The organism is Simplicispira psychrophila DSM 11588 (genome assembly GCF_000688255.1).
In the GTDB taxonomy this organism is placed as follows: Bacteria; Pseudomonadota; Gammaproteobacteria; order Burkholderiales; family Burkholderiaceae_C; genus Simplicispira; species Simplicispira psychrophila.
Genome location: NZ_JHYS01000015.1, coordinates 62,360 through 88,962, shown reverse-complemented (window position 1 = coordinate 88,962; position 26,603 = coordinate 62,360). Strand labels below are relative to the sequence as shown.

At 61.5% G+C, this 26,603-nt stretch carries 27 protein-coding genes; 7 read left to right on the top strand and 20 right to left on the bottom strand.

The genetic code is table 11. From position 1 onward, the window contains the following. From Q390_RS0114075 to Q390_RS0114055, 5 genes are all read right to left on the bottom strand, one after another. Positions 1 to 278, bottom strand: a 278-nt coding sequence (locus Q390_RS0114075) for an IS3 family transposase (protein WP_027994889.1), incomplete at its 3' end; no start/stop codon positions are given. A gap of 222 nt (positions 279 to 500) precedes the next feature. Continuing rightward, positions 501 to 878 carry a transposase domain-containing protein gene (locus Q390_RS0114070; RefSeq protein WP_084153924.1) on the bottom strand — a complete coding sequence of 126 codons (378 nt, stop codon included), beginning with the start codon at positions 876 to 878 and terminating at the stop codon, positions 501 to 503. A 214-nt stretch (positions 879 to 1,092) separates the two neighbouring features. Continuing rightward, positions 1,093 to 2,436, bottom strand: a complete 1,344-nt coding sequence (gene gdhA, locus Q390_RS0114065) for an NADP-specific glutamate dehydrogenase (RefSeq protein ID WP_027996636.1) — start codon at positions 2,434 to 2,436, stop codon at positions 1,093 to 1,095. 273 nt (positions 2,437 to 2,709) lie between these two features. Then, on the bottom strand, positions 2,710 to 4,647 hold the full coding sequence (mutL, locus tag Q390_RS0114060; protein WP_027996635.1) for a DNA mismatch repair endonuclease MutL: 1,938 nt from the start codon (positions 4,645 to 4,647) through the stop codon (positions 2,710 to 2,712). Between the two features lie 90 nt (positions 4,648 to 4,737). Continuing rightward, positions 4,738 to 4,974: a glycine zipper domain-containing protein gene (locus Q390_RS0114055; RefSeq protein WP_037473090.1), complete on the bottom strand. Its 237-nt coding sequence runs from the start codon at positions 4,972 to 4,974 to the stop codon at positions 4,738 to 4,740. A 199-nt stretch (positions 4,975 to 5,173) separates the two neighbouring features. Here Q390_RS0114055 and Q390_RS0114050 point away from each other — a divergent pair, with 199 nt between their 5' ends. Next, a complete protein-coding gene (locus Q390_RS0114050; RefSeq protein ID WP_027996633.1) occupies positions 5,174 to 5,830 on the top strand; it encodes a DedA family protein in 657 nt (218 codons plus the stop codon). Between the two features lie 4 nt (positions 5,831 to 5,834). On the opposite strand, the gene Q390_RS0114045 is transcribed toward Q390_RS0114050, so the two are convergent. Further along, complete coding sequence (locus Q390_RS0114045) at positions 5,835 to 7,301, bottom strand: N-acetylmuramoyl-L-alanine amidase (protein ID WP_027996632.1); 1,467 nt, start codon at positions 7,299 to 7,301, stop codon at positions 5,835 to 5,837. Then, complete coding sequence (gene tsaE, locus Q390_RS0114040) at positions 7,298 to 7,822, bottom strand: tRNA (adenosine(37)-N6)-threonylcarbamoyltransferase complex ATPase subunit type 1 TsaE (protein ID WP_027996638.1); 525 nt, start codon at positions 7,820 to 7,822, stop codon at positions 7,298 to 7,300. Before tsaE ends, Q390_RS0114045 begins: the two co-directional genes overlap by 4 nt. Between tsaE and queG the strand changes: the two genes are divergently transcribed. Next, entirely contained in the window at positions 7,802 to 8,875 is a 1,074-nt protein-coding gene (gene queG / locus Q390_RS0114035) for a tRNA epoxyqueuosine(34) reductase QueG (protein ID WP_084153928.1), read from the top strand. The genes tsaE and queG overlap by 21 nt on opposite strands. Positions 8,876 to 8,951: 76 nt before the next feature. Here queG and Q390_RS0114030 read toward each other — a convergent pair whose 3' ends face one another. The 4 genes from Q390_RS0114030 to Q390_RS0114015 all read right to left on the bottom strand — a co-directional run bounded on the left by Q390_RS0114030 (position 8,952) and on the right by Q390_RS0114015 (position 13,469). Beyond that, entirely contained in the window at positions 8,952 to 9,857 is a 906-nt protein-coding gene (locus tag Q390_RS0114030) for an AEC family transporter (RefSeq protein WP_027996630.1), read from the bottom strand. A gap of 50 nt (positions 9,858 to 9,907) precedes the next feature. Further along, positions 9,908 to 11,182, bottom strand: a complete 1,275-nt coding sequence (locus Q390_RS0114025) for an EAL and HDOD domain-containing protein (protein ID WP_027996629.1) — start codon at positions 11,180 to 11,182, stop codon at positions 9,908 to 9,910. A 133-nt stretch (positions 11,183 to 11,315) separates the two neighbouring features. Continuing rightward, the gene (locus Q390_RS0114020; protein ID WP_027996628.1) at positions 11,316 to 12,587 is read right to left on the bottom strand and encodes an EAL and HDOD domain-containing protein; all 1,272 of its coding nucleotides are present in this window, start codon (positions 12,585 to 12,587) and stop codon (positions 11,316 to 11,318) included. Positions 12,588 to 12,665: 78 nt separating this feature from the next. Further along, positions 12,666 to 13,469 carry a ferritin-like domain-containing protein gene (locus Q390_RS0114015; RefSeq protein WP_027996627.1) on the bottom strand — a complete coding sequence of 268 codons (804 nt, stop codon included), beginning with the start codon at positions 13,467 to 13,469 and terminating at the stop codon, positions 12,666 to 12,668. 82 nt (positions 13,470 to 13,551) lie between these two features. On the opposite strand from Q390_RS0114015, the gene Q390_RS0114010 reads away from it, so the two are divergent. Then, the gene (locus tag Q390_RS0114010) at positions 13,552 to 14,076 is read left to right on the top strand and encodes a gamma carbonic anhydrase family protein (RefSeq protein ID WP_027996626.1); all 525 of its coding nucleotides are present in this window, start codon (positions 13,552 to 13,554) and stop codon (positions 14,074 to 14,076) included. A gap of 59 nt (positions 14,077 to 14,135) precedes the next feature. Beyond that, positions 14,136 to 15,137, top strand: coding sequence for an Hsp33 family molecular chaperone HslO (gene hslO, locus Q390_RS0114005; protein ID WP_027996625.1), 1,002 nt, complete (start codon positions 14,136 to 14,138; stop codon positions 15,135 to 15,137). 32 nt (positions 15,138 to 15,169) lie between these two features. On the opposite strand, the gene arsA is transcribed toward hslO, so the two are convergent. From arsA to Q390_RS0113965, 8 genes are all read right to left on the bottom strand, one after another. Then, complete coding sequence (arsA, locus tag Q390_RS0114000) at positions 15,170 to 16,978, bottom strand: arsenical pump-driving ATPase (RefSeq protein ID WP_084153923.1); 1,809 nt, start codon at positions 16,976 to 16,978, stop codon at positions 15,170 to 15,172. A gap of 46 nt (positions 16,979 to 17,024) precedes the next feature. After that, positions 17,025 to 18,038, bottom strand: coding sequence for an ACR3 family arsenite efflux transporter (gene arsB / locus Q390_RS0113995; protein WP_027996623.1), 1,014 nt, complete (start codon positions 18,036 to 18,038; stop codon positions 17,025 to 17,027). Positions 18,039 to 18,070: 32 nt separating this feature from the next. Beyond that, positions 18,071 to 18,574 (bottom strand): arsenate reductase ArsC, encoded by a 504-nt coding sequence (locus Q390_RS0113990; protein WP_037473088.1) that lies wholly within the window; start codon positions 18,572 to 18,574, stop codon positions 18,071 to 18,073. A 12-nt stretch (positions 18,575 to 18,586) separates the two neighbouring features. After that, positions 18,587 to 18,931 carry an ArsR/SmtB family transcription factor gene (locus Q390_RS0113985; RefSeq protein ID WP_027996621.1) on the bottom strand — a complete coding sequence of 115 codons (345 nt, stop codon included), beginning with the start codon at positions 18,929 to 18,931 and terminating at the stop codon, positions 18,587 to 18,589. A 245-nt stretch (positions 18,932 to 19,176) separates the two neighbouring features. Next, entirely contained in the window at positions 19,177 to 19,452 is a 276-nt protein-coding gene (locus tag Q390_RS0113980) for an FtsB family cell division protein (RefSeq protein WP_027996620.1), read from the bottom strand. 41 nt (positions 19,453 to 19,493) lie between these two features. Beyond that, positions 19,494 to 20,777: a phosphopyruvate hydratase gene (gene eno, locus Q390_RS0113975; RefSeq protein ID WP_027996619.1), complete on the bottom strand. Its 1,284-nt coding sequence runs from the start codon at positions 20,775 to 20,777 to the stop codon at positions 19,494 to 19,496. A gap of 177 nt (positions 20,778 to 20,954) precedes the next feature. Further along, on the bottom strand, positions 20,955 to 21,812 hold the full coding sequence (gene kdsA, locus Q390_RS0113970; protein WP_027996618.1) for a 3-deoxy-8-phosphooctulonate synthase: 858 nt from the start codon (positions 21,810 to 21,812) through the stop codon (positions 20,955 to 20,957). Then, the gene (locus Q390_RS0113965) at positions 21,809 to 23,521 is read right to left on the bottom strand and encodes a CTP synthase (protein ID WP_027996617.1); all 1,713 of its coding nucleotides are present in this window, start codon (positions 23,519 to 23,521) and stop codon (positions 21,809 to 21,811) included. Before Q390_RS0113965 ends, kdsA begins: the two co-directional genes overlap by 4 nt. A 92-nt stretch (positions 23,522 to 23,613) precedes the next feature. Between Q390_RS0113965 and coaBC the strand changes: the two genes are divergently transcribed. The 3 genes from coaBC (at position 23,614) to Q390_RS0113950 (ending at position 26,021) form a co-directional block, all read left to right on the top strand. After that, entirely contained in the window at positions 23,614 to 24,843 is a 1,230-nt protein-coding gene (coaBC, locus tag Q390_RS0113960) for a bifunctional phosphopantothenoylcysteine decarboxylase/phosphopantothenate--cysteine ligase CoaBC (protein WP_027996616.1), read from the top strand. A 17-nt stretch (positions 24,844 to 24,860) separates the two neighbouring features. Further along, positions 24,861 to 25,307: a dUTP diphosphatase gene (dut, locus tag Q390_RS0113955; protein WP_027996615.1), complete on the top strand. Its 447-nt coding sequence runs from the start codon at positions 24,861 to 24,863 to the stop codon at positions 25,305 to 25,307. A gap of 186 nt (positions 25,308 to 25,493) precedes the next feature. After that, entirely contained in the window at positions 25,494 to 26,021 is a 528-nt protein-coding gene (locus Q390_RS0113950; RefSeq protein ID WP_027996614.1) for an outer membrane lipoprotein, read from the top strand. 19 nt (positions 26,022 to 26,040) lie between these two features. Here the strand turns inward: Q390_RS0113950 and Q390_RS0113945 are convergent, their stop codons facing one another. Beyond that, positions 26,041 to 26,565, bottom strand: coding sequence for an FKBP-type peptidyl-prolyl cis-trans isomerase (locus tag Q390_RS0113945; protein WP_027996613.1), 525 nt, complete (start codon positions 26,563 to 26,565; stop codon positions 26,041 to 26,043). Positions 26,566 to 26,603 lie beyond the last annotated feature (38 nt).

The following is a 26,603-nucleotide window of genomic DNA, read 5'->3' as shown; positions in this document are numbered from 1 at the left end:
AAGGCCGATGCTTTTTTTAAGATATCGACGTCGCCGCGCAGTTGCTTGTTCTCGGCTTCAAGCTGGCGGATGCGTTGCTGCTCAGCGCTGAGCGGCTTGCCGATACCGGGGCGACCTGCAGCCTCTTCATCAGCCTGGGCTAGCCATCGCCGAACGGCCGTCTCGCCAAGCTTCATGTCGCGGCAGACATCGCCGACGCTCAAGCCCTGCACACGAATCATCTGCACGACCTGCAGCTTGAACTCCGCGTTGAATGTCCTTCGTTTTCTCTTGCTCATATTCCTCGTCCAGGTGGGTTGCACCTATCGAGGTGTCCAGGGAAATTAGACCAGCACAAAACAGCAGCGCCAAGCGCCTGGGCAGCGTGGCAGACGATTCCAGCGGTGCAAAGCGCAGCAGATCCACGATGGCAATGGAGGTCGCATGAAACCCCATGCGCACGCCTGGGTATGGGTCTCCATGAGACACACAGCCCGTATCTGGGGTTGACTACCGGGCCCCTATTGATTGGAGTTGCAGCCTAAGGATTGGCGATTCTCTGGCGTATCCAGGGTCGGCCAGACTACGCCATCGACAGCCAGAACGCGCAAGCCCAGCACACGCTCGCAAGGGGCGCAGCTACCCGATGTCCATGCGCGCGCCAGCAGGGTGAACAATTGCTGCAGCAGCTCCTGACCCAAGCGCTGGCGGCCCTGCAAAGCGGCACGGGGTGCGGCGATAGGTTGGCCGTCCAGCGTCAAATCCAACTGGCGCACAACATGCCAGATGGGTTGATTGCGAAACAGCGCTAAGCCGATGACCAGCCAGACCACATGCGCGGCAGGCAGTTTGCGTCTGCGCACAGAGGCTTTGCCGGTGGCGGCAAGGGCTTGGCTTATCCACTGGGGGACCGATCAAGGCGCTCAATTGATCCAAGCTGGCAGGGGTGCGTGCCAGAGTGTGTGAGAGCTCGCTTTGCAATCAATTCATAGAACAAAAAAGGGAAGTTGTTCAACAGCTTCCCTTTTTACTTCAGGCCATGCGAAGGCTTAACTGACTGGCATTAGGCCGAAGCCCTCTTTTTTTGCGTTGTTGCTTGTGTGTTTCAGCCGCTTACAGCACGCCTTGCGCCAGCATGGCATCCGCCACCTTGACGAAGCCAGCGACGTTGGCGCCGTTGATATAGCTCACGCTGCCATCAGCGCGCTGGCCGTGCTTGATGCAGGCGGCGTGGATGCCTTGCATGATCATCAGCAGGCGGTTGTCCACCTCTTCGGCGGTCCAGGACAGGCGCATGGCGTTCTGGCTCATCTCCAGGCCCGAGGTAGCGACGCCACCGGCGTTGCTGGCCTTGCCCGGTGCGTATAGCACGCCGGCGGCTTCAAACGCCTTGGCGGCTTCGTTGGTGCAGGGCATGTTGGCGCCTTCGGCGACGCAGATCACACCGTTTTGGATCAGCAAGGCTGCATCGTTCTTATCTAGCTCATTCTGCGTGGCGCAGGGCAGGGCCACATCCACTGCCACATGCCAAGGGCGAACGCCGGCTTCAAAACGCGTGCCGGTGCGGGCTGCGTAGTCGCTGACACGACCGTACAGATGGTTTTTGACTTCCATCAATTCGGCCAGCTTTTTAGGGGTGAAACCGTCCTCGTCGATCACGGTGCCGCTCGAATCGGACACCGTCACCACCTTGGCGCCCAGAGCCATGGCTTTTTCAATCGCGTACTGGGCGACGTTGCCAGCGCCCGACACCGACACGCGCAGACCGTCGAACGACTTGCCGCGGGTCTTGAGCATTTCGTCAGCAAAGTACACCGTGCCGTAGCCGGTGGCTTCGGGGCGGATCAGCGAACCGCCAAACGACAGGCCCTTGCCGGTGAAAACGCAGTCGGCGCGGTTGCTGAGCTTTTTGTACATGCCGGCAATGAAGCCGACTTCACGGCCGCCCACGCCAATGTCGCCGGCTGGCACGTCGGTGTCGGCGCCGATGTGGCGGAACAGCTCCGAGGCAAACGCCTGGCAGAAGCGCATCACTTCCCCGGGGCTCTTGCCCTTGGGATCGAAATCAGAGCCGCCCTTGCCACCGCCCATGGGCAGCGTGGTCAGCGCGTTTTTGAAAGTCTGTTCGAAAGCCAGGAATTTCAGCACTGACAGTGTCACCGAGGGGTGAAAGCGCAGGCCACCCTTGTACGGGCCAATGGCCATGCTGTGCTGGATGCGGTAGCCGCGGTTGACTTGCACCGTGCCGTGGTCGTCCGTCCAGCAGACGCGGAACATGATGGTGCGCTCGGGCTCCACCAGACGATCGAGCAGGCCGTGGTCGGCGTATTTCGGGTTCTTTTCAATGAAGGGCCACAGGCTTTCCATGACTTCGGTCACGGCTTGCAGAAACTCGGGCTGACCAGGGTTGCGCTGAGCCACCTGTTCCAGGAACTGGTCTACGGACGCGTACTTCATATTTAAGAGCCTTTTGGATGAAAAAAACGGGCAATGCCGCACCGCAGCGCAGGATTATGCCAAAGACTCATGGCTCCATGCACCAAATGTGTGTGGTCTCATGCACCAAGTTCATGCATTGCATGGAGCGATGGCGCTGCAAATGCCCGATCGTGGTGCGTTATGGCCATGAAAAGCAGTGTTTTGGCAAGGCGATGGCTGCGTCTCCCTGGTTTGGGGCAGCCACAAAAAAGCCCGCAGTGCGCAGGCTGTGGTCGCAATGGGACGCAAGCCTTAGCGCCCACGCAGGAACAGTGCGTCCAGCTCCTTGATGCTGAGCTGACGCCAGGTGGGGCGGCCGTGGTTGCACTGGTCGGAGCGCTCAGTCACCTCCATCTGGCGCAGCAGAGCGTTCATCTCATCCAGCGTCAGGCGGCGGTTGGCGCGCACCGCACCGTGGCAGGCCATGGTGCCGAGGATTTCGTTTTGTGCGCGCTGCACCACGGTGCTGGCGTCGTGCACGCTGAGTTCAGCCAGCACGCTGCGCGCCAGTTCGACCGCGTCGCCCTGTGCCAGCGTGGTCGGCACGGCGCGTACCGCCAGGGTTTTGGGGGAGAACGGCACGATCTCCAGTCCGAGCTGTGCCAGTGTGTCGGCGCAGGCTTCGGCGCAGGCGACTTCTTCGGCGGTGGCGGCAAAGGTGGCCGGGATCAGCAGCGGCTGGCTGGTAATGCGAGCATTGCTGTCCACCTGTGCCTTGAGGCGTTCGTAGACGATGCGCTCGTGTGCGGCGTGCATATCGACCAACACCAGCCCTTGGGCGTTCTCGGCCAGGATGTAGACGCCGTGTAGCTGCGCCAGCGCTCGGCCCAGCGGCCATACGGCGGCGGCTGTTGGGCTGTCCTGCGGGTCGGGCGTGGCATCCGTGGCCGGTGCCGCACGCTGGTCTGTCACGCGCCACAGCGGTGGCGCGGCGCTGGGTACGGCTGGGCTGCCCCACAGTGCCTGCAGATCGGTCACACGGTGGCCGCTGCGTTCATCAAAATGTATAGCTTCTTGCGCTTGATGGACGGGCGTTTGAGGCCTATTTGGCTCATATTTTATTGCCGCAGCCTGGGGTAGCGTGAGGCTGGCGCTGCTCTCGCTGGCCAGGGCGGCGGCCAAGGCCGCAGCGCGGGGCGCCGCAAGAGCGTCTTCGACCGCATAGCGCACGGCTTGGTGCACTTCGCGGCTGTCGCGAAAGCGCACTTCGATTTTGGTCGGGTGCACGTTGACATCGACACGCGCCGGGTCGATGGCCACATACAGCGCATACACCGGCTGGCGTTGGCCGTGCAGCACGTCCTCGTAGGCGCTGCGTGCGGCGTGCGTGATCACCTTGTCGCGCACAAAGCGGCCGTTGACGTAGCTGTACTGCTGGTCGGCGCGCGAGCGTGCAGCGTCGGGCAGGCCTACGCGGCCGGTCACGCTGACGCGCCCGGCGCTGTACTGCACCGGCACCGATTGCGCGACGAAATCTTCGCCCAACACATCGGCCAGACGCCGCGCCAGGGCTTCAGGCAGATCGCTGCCAGTTATTAGCGTGGCGCGCCACTGCTCCACCAGCTTGCCCTGGTGCCAGAGGGCAAAGCCCACATCCGGGCGCGCCAGCGCGTGGCGGCGCACCGCTTCGATGCAGTGGGCCAGTTCGGTGGCATCGGTCTTCAAAAACTTGCGCCGCGCTGGCGTCGAAAAAAACAGCTCTTTCACTTCGACCGTGGTGCCGGTGTTGCGCGCTACCGGGCGCAGCTCGCCGCTGCGCGCATCGAGCAAAAAGGCGCTGGCCTGGTCGGCCGGGCGCGACAGCAGCGCCATGTCGGATACCGAGGCAATGGCGGCCAACGCCTCGCCGCGAAAGCCCATGGTGGCCACGGTTTCGAGGTCGTGCAGATCCGTGATCTTGCTGGTGGCGTGGCGGCGCAGAGCGACGGCCAGTTCGGCTTGGGCAATGCCGCTGCCATCGTCTTCCACTGCAATCAGGCGCACACCGCCAGCCGACAGACGCACAGTGATCTGCCGTGCGCCGGCGTCCAGCGCATTGTCGACCAGCTCGCGCACCACCGAGGCTGGACGCTCAACCACTTCGCCGGCGGCAATCTGGCTGATGAGTTCGTCCGGCAGTTCACGGATCGGGCGGCGAGCGGGCGGGACCGGGGAGAGGGCGGGTACGGGTGCAAAAAAAGGGGAGTTCACTGCAGCGATTTTAGGCAGAGCAAAAAAAAGCTGCCCGCAGGCAGCTTAGGTGTGTCAGCGCCGACCGTGCAGGCCAGCGCAGCGGCCGTCTCAGCGGCTGCGTCGGTTGTGGTCGCTGTTCTTGCCGACTTCGTTACCGATCAGCGCCCCTGCGGCCGCACCGCCGATGGTGCCTAAGGTCGAGCCAAATACGGCGTCACCGACCACACCGCCAGCTACGGCGCCGACGCCAGTGCCAATCTGGGCGTTGCTCGGATTGCTGGCACACCCGCACAGCGCCAAGGCCGCAGACAGTACGCAGGCGGTGCTAAAAATGGAATGTTTCATTTGATTTCTCCTTGTGGCAGTGCCGGGTTAAAAGCCATCCTAAGACTATTGCGCCCGTGCGGCTGTCGGACGATGTCCTGAATGTAGAGTTAAAAAACAAGTGTCACAAAAAGGGCTTGGTGCGTGCAGCATTACAGTACGGGCCACGCACAGTGCGGCAATCTGTACCATGCCCTGGCCGCTTCGGAAGGACTTTTTCTTGGAAATCATTCAGTTCCTCCTTGACTTCATCTTGCACGTGGACAAGCACCTGGAGGCGTTTGTCGTGGCCTATGGGCCGTGGGTCTACGCGCTATTGTTTGTCATCGTGTTTGTTGAAACCGGCTTGGTCGTGATGCCGTTTTTGCCGGGTGACTCGCTGCTGTTCATCGTCGGCGCGCTGTGCGGTGCCGGGTTGATGAGCTTTCCCCTAGCGGTCGGCGTGCTGCTCGTGGCGGCGGTGCTGGGCGACCAGTGCAACTATTCCATCGGCCGTTACCTTGGGCCCAAGGTGTTTCAGTGGGAGAACTCGCGCTGGTTCAATCGGCGTGCTTTTGACCAGGCGCATGCGTTTTATGAGCGCTACGGTGGCATCACCATTGTCATCGCACGTTTCATGCCCTTCATTCGCACCTTTGCGCCATTTGTCGCCGGTGTGGCTGCGATGGGGCGCGGCAAGTTCACGGCGTTCAATGTCGGCGGCGCGCTGCTGTGGGTGCTGGGGATTTGCAGCGCCGGTTACTTTTTTGGCAACCTGGCCTGGGTCCGGCAGCACCTGGACAAAATCATCTGGGCGCTGATTCTGGTGCCCGGCTTGATCGCCATCGTCGGCGCTTGGCGCGCTGGAAAAGCGGATCACAGCGCAGCACTGCGCTGATCGTTTACACCGTGCGGCTGCGCGCCAGGGGCGGGTTTTTGGCGAAGTAGCGCGTGATGCCGCGCATCAGTGCGTCGGCCAGTTGCTCCTGGTAGGCACTGGAGCGCAGTTTGGCCTCTTCTTCGGGGTTGCTGATGAAGGCGGTTTCCACCAGTACGCTGGGGATGTCCGGCGCCTTGAGTACGGCAAAACCAGCCTGTTCGACGCGCGGCTTGTGCAGCTTGGCCATACCGCCAATCTCGCCCAACAGCACGCTGCCAAGTTTCAGGCTGTCGTTGATTTGCGCCGTAGTGCTCATGTCCAGCAGCGCGCGCTGCACATGCTGGTCTTTGGCGCGCACGTTCAGCCCACCCACCAGGTCGGCCTGGTTTTCCTTATTCGCCAGCCAACGCGCGGCGCTGCTCGATGCCCCGCCCTGGCTGAGGGCAAAGACACTGGCGCCGTGTGCCTCGGGCGTGGTGAAGGCATCTGCGTGGATGCTGACAAACAGATCTGCTTGTACGCGCTGGGCTTTTTGTACGCGCGTGCCCAGGGGCACAAAGTAGTCGCCGTCGCGCGTCAGAAAGGCGCGCATCGGGTTACCGCCGACGCTGGTGGCGTTGATGCGTTCGCGCAGCAGGTGTGCCACCTTCAAGACCACGTCTTTTTCGCGCGTGCCTTTGGGACCGATAGCGCCGGGGTCTTCGCCGCCGTGGCCGGGGTCGAGCGCGATGATGATGAGGCGGTCAGTGCGCCGCGCCGGGGGAGGGGGAGCGCTTGGGGCGGGTGCGGGATCTGGGGCAGCCGCTACCACGGCTGGTGCTGGTGCTGGTGCTGTCAGCGGTGCTGGCGTTGGCGCTGCAGCTGTCGCACTGGCGGGAAGCGCTGCGTGCCGGGCAATCAGCGCTTCCAGTGGATCGGGCGCGCTGGCGGTTGGCGGCGGTAGGGGCTGCGCAGGAGCTGCGGCCATGCTTTTGGCGGCGCCGGTGGTCTTGTCCCGCAGCCGTTCTGTGATCAGCACTTCGAGCGGGTCGATAGCCTCTGCAGGGTACAGATCGACCACTAGCCGGTGCTGGTAGGCCGCAATGGGTGGCAAGGTAAATACCTGGGGCAGTGCCGCCTGTTTCAGATCGATCACCAAGCGCACCACGCCGGGGGCGTTCTGACCGACGCGGATGCCGGCAATATTGGGGTCGTCGTGGCGCACTTTGGCCAGCAGCTCGCGCAGTGCCGGGTTCAGGTCAATGCCTTCGATGTCCACCGCCAAGCGCGGCGGTGTGGCGACGAAGAACTGCCGTGCACGCAGCGCGCTGTCGGACTCGATGGTGACGCGGGTGTATTCGGGCGCTGGCCAGATACGCACGGCCATGATGGTGGCACCACGCGCAATATGCTGCGTTCCCAGCAGCAGTACCAAGCTCCCCGCTTGTAGCAGGCTGCGGCGCGAGGTGGCCGGTGGGTGGGGTGGCGGTGGGGTGGGTGCAGGGTTCATGCGCTCATTCCTTGCAGCAAAGTATGACCTCGGGCAGTGTGTGCTTGCAGTGTCACACGCCGTTCGGTGTCATCAAATACTTCTATATCAATAGCAATATCCGCAGCAGGAATCAGCGCTGCGGCTTTTTGCGGCCATTCTGCCAGCTTGAGGCCCGGACTGGCAAAGATGTCCCGAAAGCCCGCATCTTCCCACTCGCGCGGGTCACTGAAACGGTAAAAATCAAAATGCCAGATCGCCAGACCTGGCGCTTCGTGTGGCTCGACCACGGCGTAGGTCGGGCTTTTGATGCGCCCGTCCACACCCAAGGCGCGCAGCAGATGGCGCACCAGCGTGGTCTTGCCCGCGCCCAGATCGCCGTGCAGGGTGATGAAAGCGTTGGCCAGCAAAGGCTGCGCGGCCAGTTGGCGGGCAAAGGCGGCGGTATCGTCCTCACTGCGCCAGGTGACTTGGTGGACCAGCGCGGCGGGGGCGACAGTGGTGTTTCCTACAATCGGGCGATGGTGGTATGCAGCAGTCAACTTGTTCCTCAAATTCAGCAATGGGCGCACGAGCTGGGATTTTCCCAAATTGGCGTGGCCGGGGTCGATCTGTCTTGTGCCGAGCCAGGGTTGATGGAGTGGCTGGCGCAGGGCTTCCATGGCGAGATGCATTACATGGCGGCGCACGGCTTGAAGCGCGCGCGTCCGGCCGAACTGGTGCCGGGCACGGTGAGCGTGATCACGGCACGCATGAATTATTTGCCGCGTACCACGCCCGAGGGCTGGCAGGCGCTGGAGTTTGCGCGCTTAGCCGATTCGGCGCAAGGCGCCGTCTCGGTCTACGCCCGGGGCCGCGACTACCACAAGGTGTTGCGTGCGCGCTTGCAAAAGCTTAGCGACCGCATTGCCGAGGCCATCGGCCCGCTGGGCCACCGGGTGTTTACCGATTCGGCGCCGGTGCTCGAAGCCGAGCTGGCAGCGCACAGCGGCCAGGGCTGGCGCGGCAAGCACACGTTGGTGCTGAGTCGGGATGCCGGCTCGATGTTCTTTCTGGGCGAGATTTATATCGACGTGGCGCTGCCCCCCAGCGCGCCGGTCAGCGCGCACTGTGGCAGTTGTCAGTCGTGCATGGATGTCTGCCCAACGCAGGCCATCATTGCGCCGCACCGGCTGGATGCACGCCGCTGCATCTCTTACCTGACCATCGAACATGCCGGGCCGATTCCGCTGGAGCTGCGCCCGCTAATCGGCAACCGCATTTATGGCTGCGACGACTGCCAGTTGATTTGCCCGTGGAACAAATACGCCCAAGTCAGCAGTCTGCCCGACTTTGATGCGCGCGCCGGCTTGTCGGGTCAGCAACTGGTGCACTTGTTTGCCTGGGACGAGCCGACGTTTTTGCGCCAGACCGAGGGTGGACCGATCCGCCGCATTGGCCATGAGCGCTGGTTGCGCAACATTGCCGTGGCGTTGGGCAACGGGTTGCGCGCCACCGGTAGTGCCGAGTTGCGCGCCGCGCTGCACACGTGCGCGCAGCATGAGAGTGCGTTGGTGCGTGAGCATGTGGCCTGGGGTTTGGCGCAAGGAATATAGGTCAAATAGGCCTCAAACGCTTATCTGGTAAGCGCTGATAGCTATATTTTTGATATTTTAAGACGCTGCAAAAACATCAGCGTAGCACGCTCAGCGCCAGCGGCAGGCTGGCCAGACCGAGCACCGTCGACAGCGTCACCAACCCAGCCACATATGGCCCGTTGTAGCCCATGCGCGCGGCCAGCACGTAGCATGAGGAGGCGGTGGGCAGGGCCGAGAACGCCAGCAGCACGGTGGTTTGCCGGGCATCCAGCTGCAAGGCCCGGGCAATGGCCCAGGCGGCCAGCGGCAGCAGCAGGTGGCGAATCGCCAGCACCGACACCGACAGGCTCTTGCTGCGCGTGAGCAGGCCAAATTGCATTCCGGCGCCCGCTGCCATCAGGCCCAGGGCCAGCGAGGCCGCACCGATGCGGCTGACACTGGGCGCCAGCCAGCCGGGAATCTGCAGGCCCAGCAGGTTGCACGCCAATGCCGAGACCGTGGCGATGATCAGCGGGTTGCGCAGCAGTTCGCGCGCAAAGCTGTGCTGCCCCTGGCGTGCCATGGGCCAGACGGCGCCGATGTTGAGCAAGGGCACGCATACGCCAATCAGCACGGCAATCATCTGCAGACCTTCGGCGCCCGCCAGGCGTTCGGCCAGCGCCAGACCAATGAAGGAGTTGAAGCGAAATGCCACCTGCGCGCTGGCGGCGTGGTCGCGCGCGTCCAGTTGCCGCCCCAGCCACGGCAGGCGTGGCAGCAGGTAGGCCAGGGCGATGCCGGTCAGGCTGAGCAATATGCCTGCCGCCATCAGGCTGGAGGCGGCGCCGGCGTCGATCGGGCTTTTAATGATCGACTGGAACAGCAGCACCGGAAACAGCAGGTAATAGACCAGGCTCTCCACCGGCTGCCAGACCGAGCGGTTCAGCGCCGTATGGCGGCAAATCAGGTAGCCGCACAGGATCAGGGAGAAGTCGGGGAAAAGAAGCAGTGCGTAATTCACGGCGCAGGATACCGGGCCTGCCCAAGCTGTTCTGAGGCCGGCAACGGGTTTTAATTCTGGTCGAGGTTGTCAGCCCAGGTCAGGGCTTGCAGATGGGCCAGATTGACTTGGCGGCTGGTCAGGTTCAGGGCCTCGGCGTGGTGCGCGAACACCGCATCATCGTTGCTTTCGCACGCCTTGGTCAGCGCCAGAAAGGGGGCAAACACCCCGGTGCCGTACAGCAACGCGTCTACAACAGGCTGTGGCAGCGCCAGCGAGTCCAGGGCTTCTTCCATGGGGATAGCCAGCATGGTGTCGAGCATGGAAAACATACCGACGACAAAGGCGTTGTCGCACTCTTCAGGCAACAGTAGCTCAGAGGCGAGCAGCTCCATGAGGCGCCCACGCACCACCGCCGTGGTGCCGATGGCCGGTGATGCGTTGTCTGCGCGCGACGTGGTCAGCAGCATGGCAGCCCAGCGAAAGAGCTTTTTGAAACCCAGGATCATCACCGCGTGGCGAAACGACGTGATCTCACACGACAGGCCAAAACCTGAAGAATTGATGAAGCGCAGCAGGTTGAAGGACAGCGTCGGGTCTTTTTTCAGCACCGCTTCAATTGCGGTGGCCTCAGCCTGGTTGCGCACCAGATTGATCAGCTGAATGATGATGGCGTGCGAAGGGCGCAAGGTTTGTGTCTTGACCAGCGCCGGTTTGGAGAACCAGTAACCCTGAAATAGCTTGACCTCCAGATCGGCCATCAGGGCGTGCTGCTCGGCGGTTTCGACCTTTTCGGCGATGAGCTGGGCGCGCGAGTACGCACGGGCGAATTTCACCAGTCCCGGCGCCTGGTCAGGCGTGAAGGTGGTCATGTCCAGCTTGATGAACGCCGCCAGCGCCAGCCACCGGGCGTAGATCGGGAGCAGCGTCTGCTGGTCAAAGGCCAGGCGAAAGCCGCGCTTGCTCAGCCCCACCAGGGTGGACATGCGGTATTCGATGTCATCGGTGGTGGCGTCTGCGGGCAGCGCCGGCACTTCCAGTACCACCTTTTCCGGGTGAATTAACTCCAGGTGTCCGCCCGCCAGGCTTTCGTGAGTGCAGTTGATGAACACCAGTTTTTTGCCCCCCAGCGCCTTGATGCCGGAAGAGGAGAGCGCATTGAACAGCAGCGCCGCATCGGTGGCCGCGGTGTGGGCGTGTGAGGTGGTCGAGCGGTCAAATAACTCGTAGCCAAACACGGCACGCCCGGCATCAACAATCGCCTGGCGAGCAATCACGGCCACATTGTCGGCCTTGAAAGCCTCGGCGTCGTCGGCTGTGGCGGGGTGGGCAAGGGTGTGGGGCATGGGTGGCGAGAAGATGGTTGAGCGTTGATTCTAGGAGGCTATCGAATTTGCATTATCGAAAGAAAAAACTACCCCCAGACCGACTGCATTTAGGCTAGCAGTGGTTTTATGGCAGAGCCGCCAGTGCTGCAGTTCAGTCGCCGATGTGATCGACCCATACCAGCGCCTGTAAATGGGCACCGTTGATTTGCTGGCTGCTCAGGCGCAACACGCTGGCTGCACGGTCAAAGGCATCGTCGTCATTGGACTCGCACGCCTGTGCCAAGCTGAGCAGATTGCCCAGCACACCGGTGTGGTGCATCAGCGCCTCTTCCACCGGCCCAGGCACACGTAGCAGCTTCAGCGCCGCCTCCATGGGTAAGCCCAGCATGATGTCGAGCAGTGAAAAAATACCCGCCACAAAGGCCTGGTCCGCGTCTTCTTGCTCCATGCCACTTTCGAGGGCCAGCAGCTCCATCAGCCGACCGCGCACGACTGCGGTCTGGCCTACCGACGAGGGCGTACCACTGCTGCGCGATGTGGTCAGGAGCAGCGCTGCCCAGCGGAACAGTTTTTTCAGGCCGAGCAGCATGACGGCTTGGCGAAACGAAGTGATCTCGCGGGCCATGCCAAAACCTGACGAATTGATGAGCCGCATCAGGTTGAACGCCAGACCGGCGTCTTTTTTCAGCAGATCTTCGATCTCGTCCGTGCTGGCCTGCGCGCGCACTAGGTTGATCAGGCCGAGGATGCTGGTTTGTGTCGGCGTGACCAGTTTGGCGTGCACCAAGGCGGGGCGCGCAAACCAGTAACCTTGGAACAATTGCACACCCTGACTCGACACCATGTCGTATTGCTGCGCGGTTTCGACTTTTTCAGCGATCAGGTTGGCCTGGGAGTGGCGTTTGGCGTATTTGATGAGGACCGCCAACTGATCCAGTGCGAGCAGTGACAGGTCCAGCTTGATGTAATCGGCCAGCGGTAGCCACGGCGCATAGGCTGACTGCAGTACGGTGTGGTTGAAGGCCAGATGAAAACCGCGCTGGCGCAGGCTGGTCAAAATCGGAAGGCGCGTGGCGACTTCTTCAGAGGCAGCGTGTCCCAGGGGCGGGATTTCCAGCACCACCTTGTCCGGTTCGATCAGTTCGAGATGGCCGCCGGCTAGGCTTTCATGCGTGCAATTGACGAAGATGAGTTTTTTACCGACCAGTTCGTCGCTGCCCGCGTGCGATAGCGCCGTGAACACCAGCGCCACGTCGGTGGCCGCCGTATGCGTAGGCCCCGAGCGTGAGCGGTTGAAGAGCTCGTAGCCGATCACCACATGCTGGGCATTGACGATGGCCTGGCGGGCGATCAGGGCAACCGAGGACGAGTGTTCTTGCGGAGGATCGGGAGGACAAGTCCTGGGGGCGGGAAGGCTGGACATAGTCAGGATTTCGATTGGAAAGCCCGCGAAATGGGCAAAAAATAGGGGTCAAAAATTCGCTCTAGAAGGCGATTCGTCTCAGTTTTGTAGCAACCACTGCAACTCAGCCTCGCTGAATCCGGCTTGGCGCCTGGCAGTTTCGTTAAAGGGGGGCTTGAGGCGTGGAGCCTGATACTGTTGTACCAGACTTGGGTAATGCTCTTGCGGGTCGAGGTGGCTTTGCAGGCACAACCAACGGTACCAATGGTTACCAATCGCAACATGCCCCACTTCTTCGCGCAGGATCACATCCAGAATGTCCGCCGCCGCCAGCGCGTCGGGCGCGCCCACTTGGCGCAATTTGCGCTGGATCAGCGGGGTGGCGTCCAGACCGCGGGCCTCCATGGTGCGCGGCACCAGTGCCATGCGTGCCAGCACGTCGTGTTCGGTTTTCTCGCACATCGTCCATAAGCCTTGATGGGCCGGGTAGTCGCCATAGTCGCGCCCCAGGGTGCGCAGGTGCGCGCGCAGCAGATTGAAGTGCTGGGCTTCTTCCGCAGCCACACGCAGCCAGTCGAGGTAATAGTCGCGCGGCATACCGTCAAAGCGCCAGATGGCGTCCAGCGCCAGATTGATGGCGTTGAACTCGATGTGCGCAATGGCGTGGATCAGGATGGCGCGCCCTTCCAAGCTGGCCGGCGAGCGCTGCGCTACCTCGTTGTGGCGCACCAGCAGCGGCCGCTGCGGATGGCCGGGCAAGGGCGGTGCCTCGGCGGCACGTACGGGCGCCTTGTCAGCTATTGAATATGTAGCTGATAGCGCTTGCATGGCAAGCGTTTCAGCGGATTTTTGCTCGGGATTAGTAAGGCCCAAGACTTGCAAGGCGTGTTGACGAAGTTCCATCCTTACAATTGTAGGAACCCCGGTGCCGGGTGGCGCTTGACGAGCGCGTTGAGCACACAACCTACCAAGACAGGATCAATCCATGGCAATTTATGAACTCGATGGCGTCACTCCGTGTGTGGCTGATACGGCCTGGGTGGCCGACAGCGCGCAGGTGATCGGCAACGTGGTGCTGGGCGAACGGGCCAGTGTGTGGTTTGGTACGGTGGTGCGTGGCGACATGGAGCGCATTACCATCGGTGCTGGCTCCAACATCCAGGACACCAGCGTGTTGCACGCTGATGCCGGTCAGCCGCTGTTGATTGGCGAGTATGTCACGGTAGGCCACCAGGCCGTGTTGCACGGTTGCACGGTGGGTGATGGGTCGCTGATCGGTATTGGCGCCATCGTGCTCAACGGCGCCAAAATTGGCAAAAATTGCCTGGTCGGCGCTGGGGCGCTGGTCACCGAGGGCAAGGAATTCCCGGACGGCTCGATGATTATTGGTGCCCCCGCCAAGGCGGTGCGCGAACTCACGCCCTTGCAAATCGAGGGTTTGCGCCAAAGTGCGCAGCATTACATCGACAATGCGCAGCGTTTTCAGCGTGGTTTGAACGAAATCGCCTGAAAACGTGTTTTGCCCTGCCCCAGGGCATGGCATTTTTTTCACTTGCAGGAACCCCTGGCGTGTCTGAACTTCACCGATTTTTATTTGATGACCAACCGGTACGCGGTGCCATCGTGCGCCTGACCGATGCCTGGACCGAGATGCTGGGCCGGCGTGTGGCCAATACCAGCTCGCAGCCGTACCCGGTGCCGGTGCGCGAACTGCTGGGCGAAATGGCCGCTGCTGGCGTACTAATGCAATCCGGCATCAAATTCAACGGCGCGCTGGTGCTGCAGATTTTTGGCGATGGCCCGGTCAAGCTGGCGGTGGCCGAGGTGCAGTCTGACCTGAGCCTGCGCGCCACTGCCAGCCTCAAGGGTGAGGTGCCGGAGGGCGCGGGTTTGGGTGCGCTGGTCAATGTGCACGGCGGCGGGCGTTGCGCCATCACGCTGGACCCAAAAGATAAATTTCCGGGCCAGCAGCCCTACCAGGGCGTGGTGCCGCTGGTGGATGCGCAGGGGCGCAAACTGGATCACCTGAGCGATGTGCTGGCGCACTACATGCTGCAGTCCGAGCAACTCGATGCCACGCTGGTGCTGGCCGCCAACGACCAGGTGGCCGCGGGCCTGCTGGTGCAGCGGATGCCGGTCAAGGGTGAAGGTAATATTTCTGGCGGTGCGGCGCGGCACGATAAAGAACACGACGAAGACCAGATCGGGCGCAACGAAGACTACAACCGCATTGCCACCTTGGTCGCCAGCCTGACGCGCGATGAATTGCTGACTCTGGACGTGGAAACCATTTTGCACCGCCTGTTCTGGGAAGAGCCGCTGCTGCGCTTTGAGCCCCAACAGGGCACGGATGGCCCGCGCTTTGCCTGCACCTGTAGCCGCGAGCGCGTTGGCCGCATGTTGCACAGCCTGGGGGTGGAAGAGGCCGACAGTATTCTGGCCGAGCAAGGACAGATCGAGGTGGCCTGTGAGTTCTGTGGTCAGCAATACCGCTTCGATCCGGTGGATGCAGCGCAGATTTTTGCCGCACCCGTTGTGGCCCAAGCGCCGGCGCCAAACGCAGTGCAGTAAACCACTATGCGCAGATTATTCTGCTCTACGCTTTATATGGCGGTCAGAACCAGTTTGGATAACTCGACCAAGCCGATCGGCGGAACTGTCAGCCACGGTAGCGTGAACAGGCGCTGGGCTAGGCCGGCGGATAGGCGTTCGATCTGCTTGTGTTCACTTACCAGCCGCGCCGCCAGCAGCGGGTCGTGTGTGCCGGCCGCGAGGACACTCTTGTTGAGCACCCAGGCATAGGGCTCGACGTTGGCGCGGCGCAGGTCTTCCTGTAAGGCAGCGGCCTGCGATACCGGCGTTACCTCGGGCAGGGTCACCAGAATGATCTTGGTGTAGGCAGCGTCTTGCAGCCGCATCAGCGGCGTGACCATGCGTCCTGCGCCGTGCCCTTCAAACTCGCGCACCATCTGCCGGTGGTAGGCGCCGGTGGCGTCCATCAGCAGCATCGAATGCCCTGTGGGCGCCGTGTCCAGCACCACAAAGGCGCTGCGCCCTTCGCTGACGATGCGCGAGAAGGCATGGAAAACCGCCACTTCCTCGGTGCAAGGCGAGTGCAGGTCTTCCAGCAGCAGAGCTTGCTCTTGGGCATCCAGGCCGGGCGACTTGGCGGCCATGATTTTGTCGATGTAGCGCTGGGTTTCGACCTGGGGATCGATGCGGCTGACCCGCAGTCCCGGCACCTCGCCCTCCAGCGTCACGGCCAGGTGCGCAGCCGGGTCCGTGGTGCTCAAGTGCACGGTTTTGCCGCGCTGCACCAGCCCCAGCGCCAAGGCCGCCGCCACCGTGGTCTTGCCGACGCCGCCTTTGCCCATGACCATGATCAAGCCGTGATCGGCCGTGGCCAGTTCATCGGCCAAGGCAGCGAGTCCTTGGACAAAGCTGATTTGTGAAGCGGAGACGCTTGGCACCGCCGTGGCGATCGGCGCGGCGGATGACAGCAAGGCGCGCAGGGCGGGCAAGCCGACGGTATCGAAGGCTCGCAGCGGTACTTGGTCCTGTGGCAGGCGCTTAAGCGACTGCGGCATTTCGTTCAGTGCCAGTTGTCCTAAATCTTCGATGGCGCAGGCCACGGCATCGCTGCGGTCGCTGGCATGGAACACGCCGTTGATCGCCAGACGCTGGTTGTTCAAGCCGAGTGCATGCAACTCTTCCGAGGTGCGCGCTGCCTCGGTGATGGCACCCTTGTCAGCGCGGGTGACCAGCACCACCGTGGTCAGGGCCGGATCGCTCAATGCCTGCAACGCGGCCTTGAAGCGCTCCTCTTGTATCTTCAACCCCGAGTGCGGCCCCAGGCACGAGGCACCGCGGTCATTGCCGGCCAGAAATCCGCTCCACGCCTTGGGCAGACTCAGCAGACGCAAGGTGTGGCCAGTCGGTGCCGTGTCGAAAACGATGTGGTCGAAATGCTCGGCATCGTCGGACAGCAACGAGGCAAACTCATCGAAGGAGGCAATCTCCGTAGTGCAGGCACCCGACAGTTGCTCGCGTACCGTGGCGCGCTCGGTCTCGCTGGCGGCGGCACCCATTTGCGCCACCACCCGCTGCCGATAGGCCTCTGCGGCGTTGTCTGGGTCGATGTTCAGTACCCATAGACCGGGCGCGCCGGGCACGGGCGTCGGGCGGTTGCGCAACGCCACGCCGAGCATTTCGTCCAGGTTCGACGCCGCATCCGTGCTGACCAGCAGTACTTTTTGGCCGGCGTCGGCCAGTGTCAGCGCAGTGGCAGTGGACAGTGACGTCTTGCCGACGCCGCCCTTGCCGGTGAAGAACAGATGGCGGGTCGGTTTGACCAGAAAGCCGATGGGGCTGTCGCACTGGCTATTTTCTGATCCTGAAGCTGTGGTGTCCATCTCGATTCCTTTTCGTTCGAACTGCAAGGCAGGTACGCTGACTTGTTTAGGCGCCCTCTGGGCGCCAGGCGTTGATGATGGTCACCAAGGAGAGCATCACCGGCACTTCCACCAGCACGCCCACCACGGTGGCCAGTGCGGCACCTGAATTCAAGCCAAACAGCGAAATCGCCACCGCTACCGCCAGTTCAAAGAAATTCGACGTACCAATCAAGCAGGCTGGGCCGGCAATGTTGTGCGGCAGTTTGAGCTGTTTGGCGCCCCACCAACTGATGAAGAAAATGCCATAGGTCTGAAGGATCAGCGGGACGGCGATGAGCGCAATCACGAAAGGCTGATCGACGATGGTGCGCGCCTGAAAGCCAAACAGCAAGACGACGGTGGCAATCAGACCCACCACCGACCAGGGTTTGAGGCGTGCGACGAAATGGCCCAGCGCGCCGGGAGATTGTTTGACCAGTATCTGGCGCGTGGCCATGCCCGCCAGTAGGGGCAGTACCACATAGAGCACGGTCGAGAGCACCAATGTTTCCCAGGGCACAGTGACATTCGTCACACCCAGCAGCAAGGCCGCGATGGGGGCAAAGGCGACCACCATGATGAGGTCGTTCACCGAGACCTGCACCAGCGTGTAGCTGGCGTCGCCTTTAACGAGCTGGCTCCACACAAAGACCATGGCCGTGCAAGGCGCCACGCCGAGCAGGATCATGCCGGCGATGTACTCGCTGGCCAGTTGCGGCGCTACCCAATCGGCGAACACATACCGAAAAAACAGGAGGCCCAGCGCGGCCATGGTGAAGGGCTTGATCAACCAATTGACGACCAGCGTCAGCACCAAGCCGTGCGGCTTCTGGCCCACATCCTTCACCGCGTGCCAGTCGATCTGGATCATCATCGGATAAATCATTACCCAGATGAGGAGGGCAACGACCAGGTTGACCTGCGCCACTTCAAGCGCTGCCACGGTTTGGAAAACACCGGGCATCACCAATCCCAGCCCTACGCCAGCCCCAATGCCCAAAGCCACCCATAGTGTCAGATACCGCTCAAACAAACCCATACATACCGCCTGATTGAAACTGAGAAAGTTGGTTATTGCGAAGCCAAATCGCGAGCGGACTCTTGCAGGCTCGATATGCCGAGCTTGCTGGCAGGCAGGTTGATCAGAAGCTCCAAGCGGCGTTTAAGTGTGTGCAGCGTTTTGCGGAAGGCTTCGCGTTTTTGTGCATCAGAAGTATTGCCTTCTGAGGGATCGGGGTAGCCCCAATGGGCGGTTGCGGGGTGCCCGGGCCATACGGGACATACCTCACCAGCGGCGTTGTCGCAGACGGTGACGATCAAGTCCATGTGCGGTGCGCCGGGTGCAGCGAATTCGTCCCAACTCTTGCTACGCAGTCCCTCGGTGCTGAGGCCTGCCGCTTGGAGTGTCTGTAGACCCAGTGGGTGGGGGTGCTGGTTTTCGCGGGGGCTGCTGCCAGCCGAATAGGCCTTGAAGCGATCACCGGCGATGGAATTGAGCAGCGCCTCGGCCAGGATGCTGCGAGCGGAGTTGTGCGTGCATAGGAAGAGGACGTTCAAGGGGGGTGTGGTGGTCATGATTTGACGGAGTTAGCAGCCGAAGGGTTTGGTTTCGCAGTGGCAGGAAATCGCCTCTGGCGACAGACACTCTGCCCCTTGGCAGCAGTTTTCGGTGAGGTAGCGCAGTAGTTCGTTCATTGCTGTGAACGATGCGCGGTAGATCAGGTTTCGCCCTTGGCGTTCTTGGCTGATCAGGTTCGCCCGCGCCAGCTCCTTCAGGTGAAACGACAGGGTGTTGGACGCCACCGCTAGCTGCTCGGCCAACGCACCGGGCGTAAGCCCTTCATTGCCTGCCACCACTAAAGCGCGAAAAACTCTGAGGCGCACCTCTTGAGCCAATGCAGCCAATGCACGAACCACTTCATCTTCTTTCATGAATCAATGATACAACGAATATTGAATTATTTTATCTGTTGCCAAAAACAGAAATTTCACCCGGGCGAAAGGGTCACACCAATCACCGCCACACCCTGCAAGGGAGTTCGCACCATCAGAAGCTTTGGCGAGGACTCAAAGAACCATGTAAGTCGCTATGACTCTATCCCAGTGCTGTTGCGGCTGGAAGTGTGCAAGTGCGGTCTGCAGTCACAACCGCTGCAGCCGCAGTGCCATGTCCCGCTTCAGGGCGTGTATTGCACGTAAATTTCGTTGGGCTTGACCATGCCCAGCTCACTGCGTGCTTTTTCTTCCACCATATCCAGACCTTCTTTCAGGTCGTTGACTTCGGACGCCAGCCGAACGATGGCTTGGTTGGCGTTGGCGTTGGCCGCTTTTTGTTCGGCCAGCTGGCGTTGCATGGCTTGCACGCGCGGAATACTGCCCCGGCCAGACCACAACTGAACATGCAGTGCGCCCAGCAGGGCCAGCAGCACGATGGGGACGATGCGAGAGCCCATGGATGGTCAGTGTGTGGTGTGTGCCGGTCAGCAGGAGCTGTTTAGCGCAGGTTGTAGAACGCGCTGCGGCCAGGGTAGTAGGCGATGTCGCCCAGGTCTTCTTCGATACGCAACAGTTGGTTGTACTTGGCCATGCGGTCGGAGCGGCTCAGGGAGCCGGTCTTGATCTGCCCGGCATTGGTGCCCACAGCGATATCGGCAATGGTGCTGTCTTCGGTCTCACCCGAGCGGTGGCTGATGATGGCGGTGTAGCCGGCGCGCTTGGCCATTTCGATGGCCGCGAAGGTTTCGGTCAAAGTGCCAATCTGGTTGATCTTGATCAGGATCGAGTTGGCAATGCCCTTGTCGATGCCTTCTTTCAGAATCTTGGTGTTGGTGACAAACAGGTCGTCGCCCACCAGTTGCACGTTTTTGCCCAGGCGGTCGGTCAGCACCTTCCAGCCGGCCCAGTCGCCTTCGTGCATACCATCTTCAATGCTGATGATCGGGTACTTGTCGCACCAAGTCGCCAGCATGTCGGTCCAGGCTTCAGCGCTCAAAGCCAAGCCTTCGCCGGCCAAGTGATATTGGCCGTCTTTGTAGAACTCGCTGGCTGCGCAGTCCAGCGCCAGAGCAATCTGCTCGCCGGCAGTGTAGCCAGCGGTGTCGATGGCTTGCAGGATCAGCTGGATGGCGGCTTCGTGGTTTTCCACGCTCGGGGCAAAGCCGCCCTCGTCGCCCACGGCGGTGCTCATGCCTTTGTCGTGGATGATTTTCTTCAGCGCGTGGAACACCTCAGCGCCCCAGCGCACGGCTTCGCGAAAGCTCGGTGCGCCCACTGGCACGATCATGAATTCCTGGATGTCGAGGGTGTTGTTGGCGTGTGCACCACCGTTGATGACGTTCATCATTGGCACCGGCAGTTGCATCCCGCCCATGCCGCCCAGATAGCGGTACAGCGGCAGGCCCGACTCTTCGGCCGCAGCACGCGCCACGGCCATGGACACGGCCAAGATAGCGTTGGCGCCCAGGCGGCCTTTGTTGTCAGTACCGTCCAGGTCGATCAGGGTTTTGTCAAGGAAGGCCTGCTCGGAAGCGTCCAGGCCCAGCACGGCTTCGGAGATTTCGGTGTTGATGTGCTGCACTGCCTTGAGCACGCCCTTGCCGAGGTAGCGACTGTTGTCGCCGTCGCGCAGTTCAATGGCTTCGCGCGAGCCGGTGGAGGCGCCTGAGGGCACGGCAGCGCGGCCCATGATGCCTGATTCCAGCAACACGTCGCATTCAACGGTGGGGTTGCCGCGGCTGTCCAGCACTTCACGGCCTACGATGTCAACAATGGCGCTCATGGTTTTTCTTTCAGGAGTTTTGCAAAGAGGACATAACGGCAATCAAACCGTCATGATTTAAGATGAAAATGGCTTCAAACCCTTATCGGGTGTGCGGTATTAGCTATTTTAATGATAGTCATTAAAAAGCCCTGGCAGGCGTTGGTTGCGCTGGTGCCGGGGCCAGTTGTATCTGCGTCAGACGCTAAAGTCGTTTTCCAGAAAACCATTCTTTTTCGTCACGGCGTCCAGGGCAACCAAAGTTTCCAGCAGTGCTTTCATGTGTTTCAGGGGCACAGCGTTGGGGCCGTCGCTCAGGGCTTGTGCGGGGTTGGGGTGGGTTTCCATGAACAATCCCGCCACGCCCACGGCGACAGCTGCGCGTGCCAGCACTGGCACCATCTCGCGCTGACCGCCGCTGCTGGTGCCCTGGCCGCCGGGCAGTTGCACGCTGTGCGTGGCATCAAACACCACCGGCGCAGCCGTCTCGCGCAGGATCGCCAGGCTGCGCATGTCGCTCACCAGGTTGTTGTAGCCAAAGCTGGCGCCGCGCTCGCAGGCCATGAAGTTGTCTTCATTCAGGCCCATTTCGCGTGCAGCGGCACGGGCCTTGTCGATGACATTCTTCATGTCGTGCGGCGCCAAAAACTGGCCCTTCTTGATGTTCACCGGCTTGCCCGACTGCGCGACTGCGCGGATGAAATCGGTCTGGCGGCACAAGAATGCCGGGGTTTGCAGCACATCCACCACGCTGCAGACTTGGGCGATTTGTGCTTCGTCGTGGATGTCGGTCAATACCGGCACACCCAGTTCACGCTTCACTTTGGCCAAAATTTCCAGCCCTTTGTCGATGCCGGGGCCACGAAAGGTACTGCCCGAGGAGCGGTTGGCCTTGTCAAAGCTGCTTTTGAAGATGAACGGAATGCCCAGCGAGGCGGTGATTTCTTTCAGCTGGCCGGCCACATCCATTTGCAGCTGCTCCGACTCGATCACACAGGGGCCGGCAATCAGGAAGAAGCGATGCTCCAGACCGACGTCAAAGCCACACAGTTTCATGCTGTGGCTCCTGCGCTGCTGGCGGTGGCCGCAGGCTCTGGGGAGGCTGAAGGCACGGCGCTGGTCATTTTCTGGCGCACGATGGCGGCCTTGATGAAGGCGTTGAACAGCGGGTGGCCGTCCCACGGCGTGGATTTGAACTCGGGGTGGAACTGCACGCCGACAAACCACGGGTGCACGCTGGTCGGCAGTTCAACGATTTCGGTCAGGTGCTCACGCTGCGTCAGCGCCGAAATTACCAAGCCGGCCTTGCGCAACTGATCTAGGTAGTTGACGTTGGCTTCATAGCGGTGGCGATGGCGCTCGGTCACTACATCGCCGTAAATGCTGTGCGCCAGAGTGCCGGGCTGCACGTCCGAGCTTTGCGCACCCAGGCGCATGGTGCCGCCCAAGTCGGAGTTGGCGTCGCGCGTCTGGATACTGCCGTCGGCATCTTTCCATTCGTTGATCAGTGCAATCACCGGGTGCGGCGTGTCGGGGGCGAATTCGGTACTGTTGGCGCCGGGCAGATGGGCCACGTGGCGCGCGTATTCGATGGTGGCGACCTGCATGCCGAGGCAAATGCCGAGATAGGGCACTTGGTGTTCGCGGGCAAATTGGGCGGTGGAGATCTTGCCTTCGACACCGCGCAGGCCAAAGCCGCCGGGCACCAAAATGGCGTCGTATTTCGCCAGCTTCTCAGCGGCGTTGCTCGCATCGATGGTTTCGGAGTCCAAATGCTCGATCTTCACACGTACATGGTTGTGCATGCCGGCGTGGCGCAGCGCTTCGTTGACGGATTTGTAGCTGTCTGACAGATCGACATATTTGCCGACCATGGCGACGGTGACTTCGCCTTGCGGGTTGGCGGTTTCGTACACCAGCGCGTCCCAGCGCTTGAGGCTGGTCGGCGGCGTGTTCAGGCGCAGCTTGTCGCAAATCAGGCCATCGAGGCCTTGCTCGTGCAGGATGCGCGGTACCTTGTAGATGGTGTCCACGTCCCACATGCTGATCACGCCCCACTCGGGCACATTGGTGAACAGCGAGATTTTGGCGCGCTCTTCGTCTGGAATGGCACGGTCAGCGCGGCAGATCAGCGCGTCGGGTTGGATACCGATTTCGCGCATTTTCTGCACCGTGTGCTGCGTCGGCTTGGTTTTCAGCTCGCCGGCGGCGGCAATGAACGGCACATAGGTCAGGTGCACAAAGGCGGTGTTGTTGGGACCGAGTTTGAGGCTGAGCTGGCGTACGGCTTCCAGGAACGGCAGCGATTCAATATCGCCCACGGTGCCGCCAATTTCGACGATGGCGACATCGACCGCATCGGCCGTACCCATGCCTGCGCCGCGCTTGATGTAGTCCTGAATTTCGTTGGTGACGTGCGGAATCACCTGCACCGTCTTGCCGAGGTAGTCGCCGCGGCGTTCCTTCTCCAAGACGCTTTGGTAGATGCGTCCGGTGGTGAAGTTGTTGGTTTTCTTCATGCGCGTTTCGATGAAACGCTCGTAGTGGCCAAGGTCAAGGTCGGTTTCGGCCCCGTCATCGGTGACAAAAACCTCGCCGTGCTGGAACGGCGACATGGTGCCCGGATCGACGTTGATGTAGGGGTCTAACTTGATGAGGGTGACTTTAAGACCCCGCGATTCGAGGATCGCGGCAAGGGAGGCGGAGGCGATTCCCTTGCCCAGGGAAGACACCACACCGCCGGTGACGAAGACAAATTTGGTCATGTCATTGATAGGTGGTGGGAAAGCGGGATTATAGGTGGCGCCCCGATGACCGCACGCTTGGACCGTTGCGTGCCTCTGCTAAATTGCGCCCCATGAATGAACTTGCCGGTAAACACATTGTTCTGGGCCTCAGCGGAGGTGTTGCTTGCTATAAGTCGGCCGAGTTGTGCCGCCTGCTGATCAAGGAGGGCGCCACGGTGCAGGTGGTGATGACCGAAGCCGCCGAGCACTTCATGACCCCGATCACCATGCAGGCGCTGTCAGGGCGCACCGTCTACGGCTCGCAGTGGGACGCGCGCGAGCCGAACCATATGCCGCACATCAACCTGAGCCGCGAAGCCGACGCCATCGTGGTTGCACCATGCAGCGCCGACTTTGTGGCGCGGCTGGCGCAGGGGCGGGCAGACGAATTGCTGAGTCTGCTGTGCCTAGCTCGCCCGCAAAACAGCGTGCCGCTGCTGTTAGCACCGGCGATGAACCGCGAAATGTGGGCGCATCCCGCCACGCAGCGCAATTTGGCCCAGGTGGCGCAGGATGGCGCGCTGGTGTTGGGTGTGGGCCACGGGGATCAGGCCTGCGGCGAAACCGGCGACGGGCGGATGTTGGAAGCCACCGAGCTGCTAGAAGAAGTTCTTGCCTTTTTCACGCCCAAGCGGCTGGCCGGGCAGCGGGTGCTGATCACCGCTGGCCCGACGTTTGAGGCGATTGACCCGGTGCGCGGCATCACCAACCACTCCAGCGGCAAGATGGGTTTTGCCATTGCCCGCGCCGCGCGCGAGGCCGGTGCCGAGGTCACGCTGATTGCCGGCCCGGTGCATCTGCCCACACCGCGCGGTGTGCAGCGGATTAACGTGCAATCAGCACAAAATATGCTTGCAGCCGTTGTAGAGCGTGCGCAAGCAGCTACTATTTTTATAGCGACGGCGGCGGTGGCCGATTGGCGCCCGGCAGCGCCGTCCGAGCAAAAAATCAAAAAAGACGGCTCGGGCCAGATGCCGGTGCTGCACTTTGTCGAAAACCCCGACATCCTGGCCACAGTGGCGCAGTCGCCCCATGCGCTGGTGGGCGATTTGTTCTGCGTCGGTTTTGCCGCCGAGAGCCACGACTTGCTGGCACACGCCACGGCCAAACGGGCGCGCAAAGGCGTGCCACTGCTGGTCGGCAACATCGGCCCGGCCACTTTTGGGCGCGACGACAATGCCCTGCTGCTGCTCGATGCCCAAGGCCACCGCGAACTGCCACCGGCCTCCAAGCGGGTGCTGGGGCAACAACTGGTTGAAGAGATTGCCGCCCGTTTGCCGCAGCCTCTTACATCTCACTAAAACATCCGAAAAACCTGATGAAAATAGACGTCAAAATTCTCGACCCGCGCATGACGGAGCAACTGCCGGCCTACGCTACACCGGGCAGCGCCGGCCTGGATTTGCGCGCCTGCCTGGATACGCCACTGGTACTGGAGCCCAATGCCTGGCAACTGGTGCCCACCGGCATTGCCATCCATCTGCAAGACCCCGCTTACGCCGCGCTCATCCTGCCGCGCTCGGGCCTGGGGCATAAGCATGGCATCGTGCTGGGCAACCTGGTCGGCTTGATCGATAGTGACTACCAGGGCCAACTGATGGTCAGCGCCTGGAACCGCAGCACCACGCCCTTCACCTTGGAACCGATGGAACGCCTAGCGCAGCTGGTGATTGTTCCGGTGGTACAGGCGCAGTTCAATGTGGTGAATGATTTTTCTGCCTCCGAACGGGGCGAGAACGGCTACGGCTCGACGGGTACCCGCTGAGAGCGCAAGCCGTGCAGCCGTGCAGCCGTGCACGCCAGCGTTGCCTGTCGGCGCAGGGCTGACCTTGATGGCCGCCATAGGCTGACACTGCGCCCGGTGTGCACCGGGTAAGGTCACAATGAAATATTGCCTTCGTTTTTATCGTGCAGCCGCTGTGCATTGGCGCATTGTTTCAAGGAGATCTTCATGTACACCACCTTTTTCCGCCGTGCCACGGGCACTGCTGCCTTGGTTGTTCTGGGCGCCCTGACGGCCTGTGCACCGTACCCGCGCCACCAGCAGACTTATCCGCAGGCCTACCCCCAGAACTATCCGCAGACGTCTTATCCGTCCACGGGCTACCAGAATCCTGGCAATGCCCCCTATGGCACCGAATACGGCCGTGTAGTGAATATTGAAGTGCTGCAGTCCCAAGGGCGCAGCCAGTCTTCGGGGGTGGGGACTGTGTTAGGTGCCGTGGTGGGGGGTGTCCTCGGCAACCAGGTGGGCCGCGGTAGCGGACGCGCGGCGGCTACCGCCTTGGGTGCGATTGGTGGTGCTGTAGTAGGCAACCAGATCGAGGGGCGCAACCAGCCCGGCGAGTACCCCCAGGGCTACCGCATGACGATCCAGCTCGATCAGGGTGGCATGCGCGCCTACGACGTCACTACGCCCGGTGACGTGCGCGTGGGCGACCGTGTGTCTCTGTACAACGGTCAGATTTCGCGCATGTAGGGGCTCTGGCCCCGCGCTTTCAGTGCAGCAGATCGTTCCCAGGAGCGTGGGGCTGGATGCGAAAGAATCCGGTGCCTGCGGTGCCACTGCCGATTTCTTCTTCAGTGGCTTCGCGCACACCACACACCTTCAGATGCAGCCGGATGGCAATGCCGGCCAGCGGGTGGTTGCCATCCAGCACGACATGCTCGGGATAAATTTCTGAAATGGTGTAGAGCGCATCAGTGGGTGCGTCGGGGTTGCAGCCTGCGGGCAGGGCATTGCCCTCCAGCACCATGCCTTCTTCCAGTTCCGCCGGAAACAGTGCACGCGGCTCTAAAAACAACAACTGATCGTTGTAGTCGCCAAAGCCTTCTTCTGGCTCGATGTGCAATGCCAGCGTGGCGCCCGTACTGTGGCCTTGCAGCGCACGCTCAATACAGGCGAATAAATCGCCGCCGCCCACCACAAATTCCACTGGTTCATCGAGCACGTCCAGTTCGTCGCCCAAGGTGTCTTTCAGGGTCCACGTGAGTGCGACCACGCATTGTTCTGTGATTTCCATAGGAGAATTGTCGCAGTTTGATCAACCGCCCTTTGCCG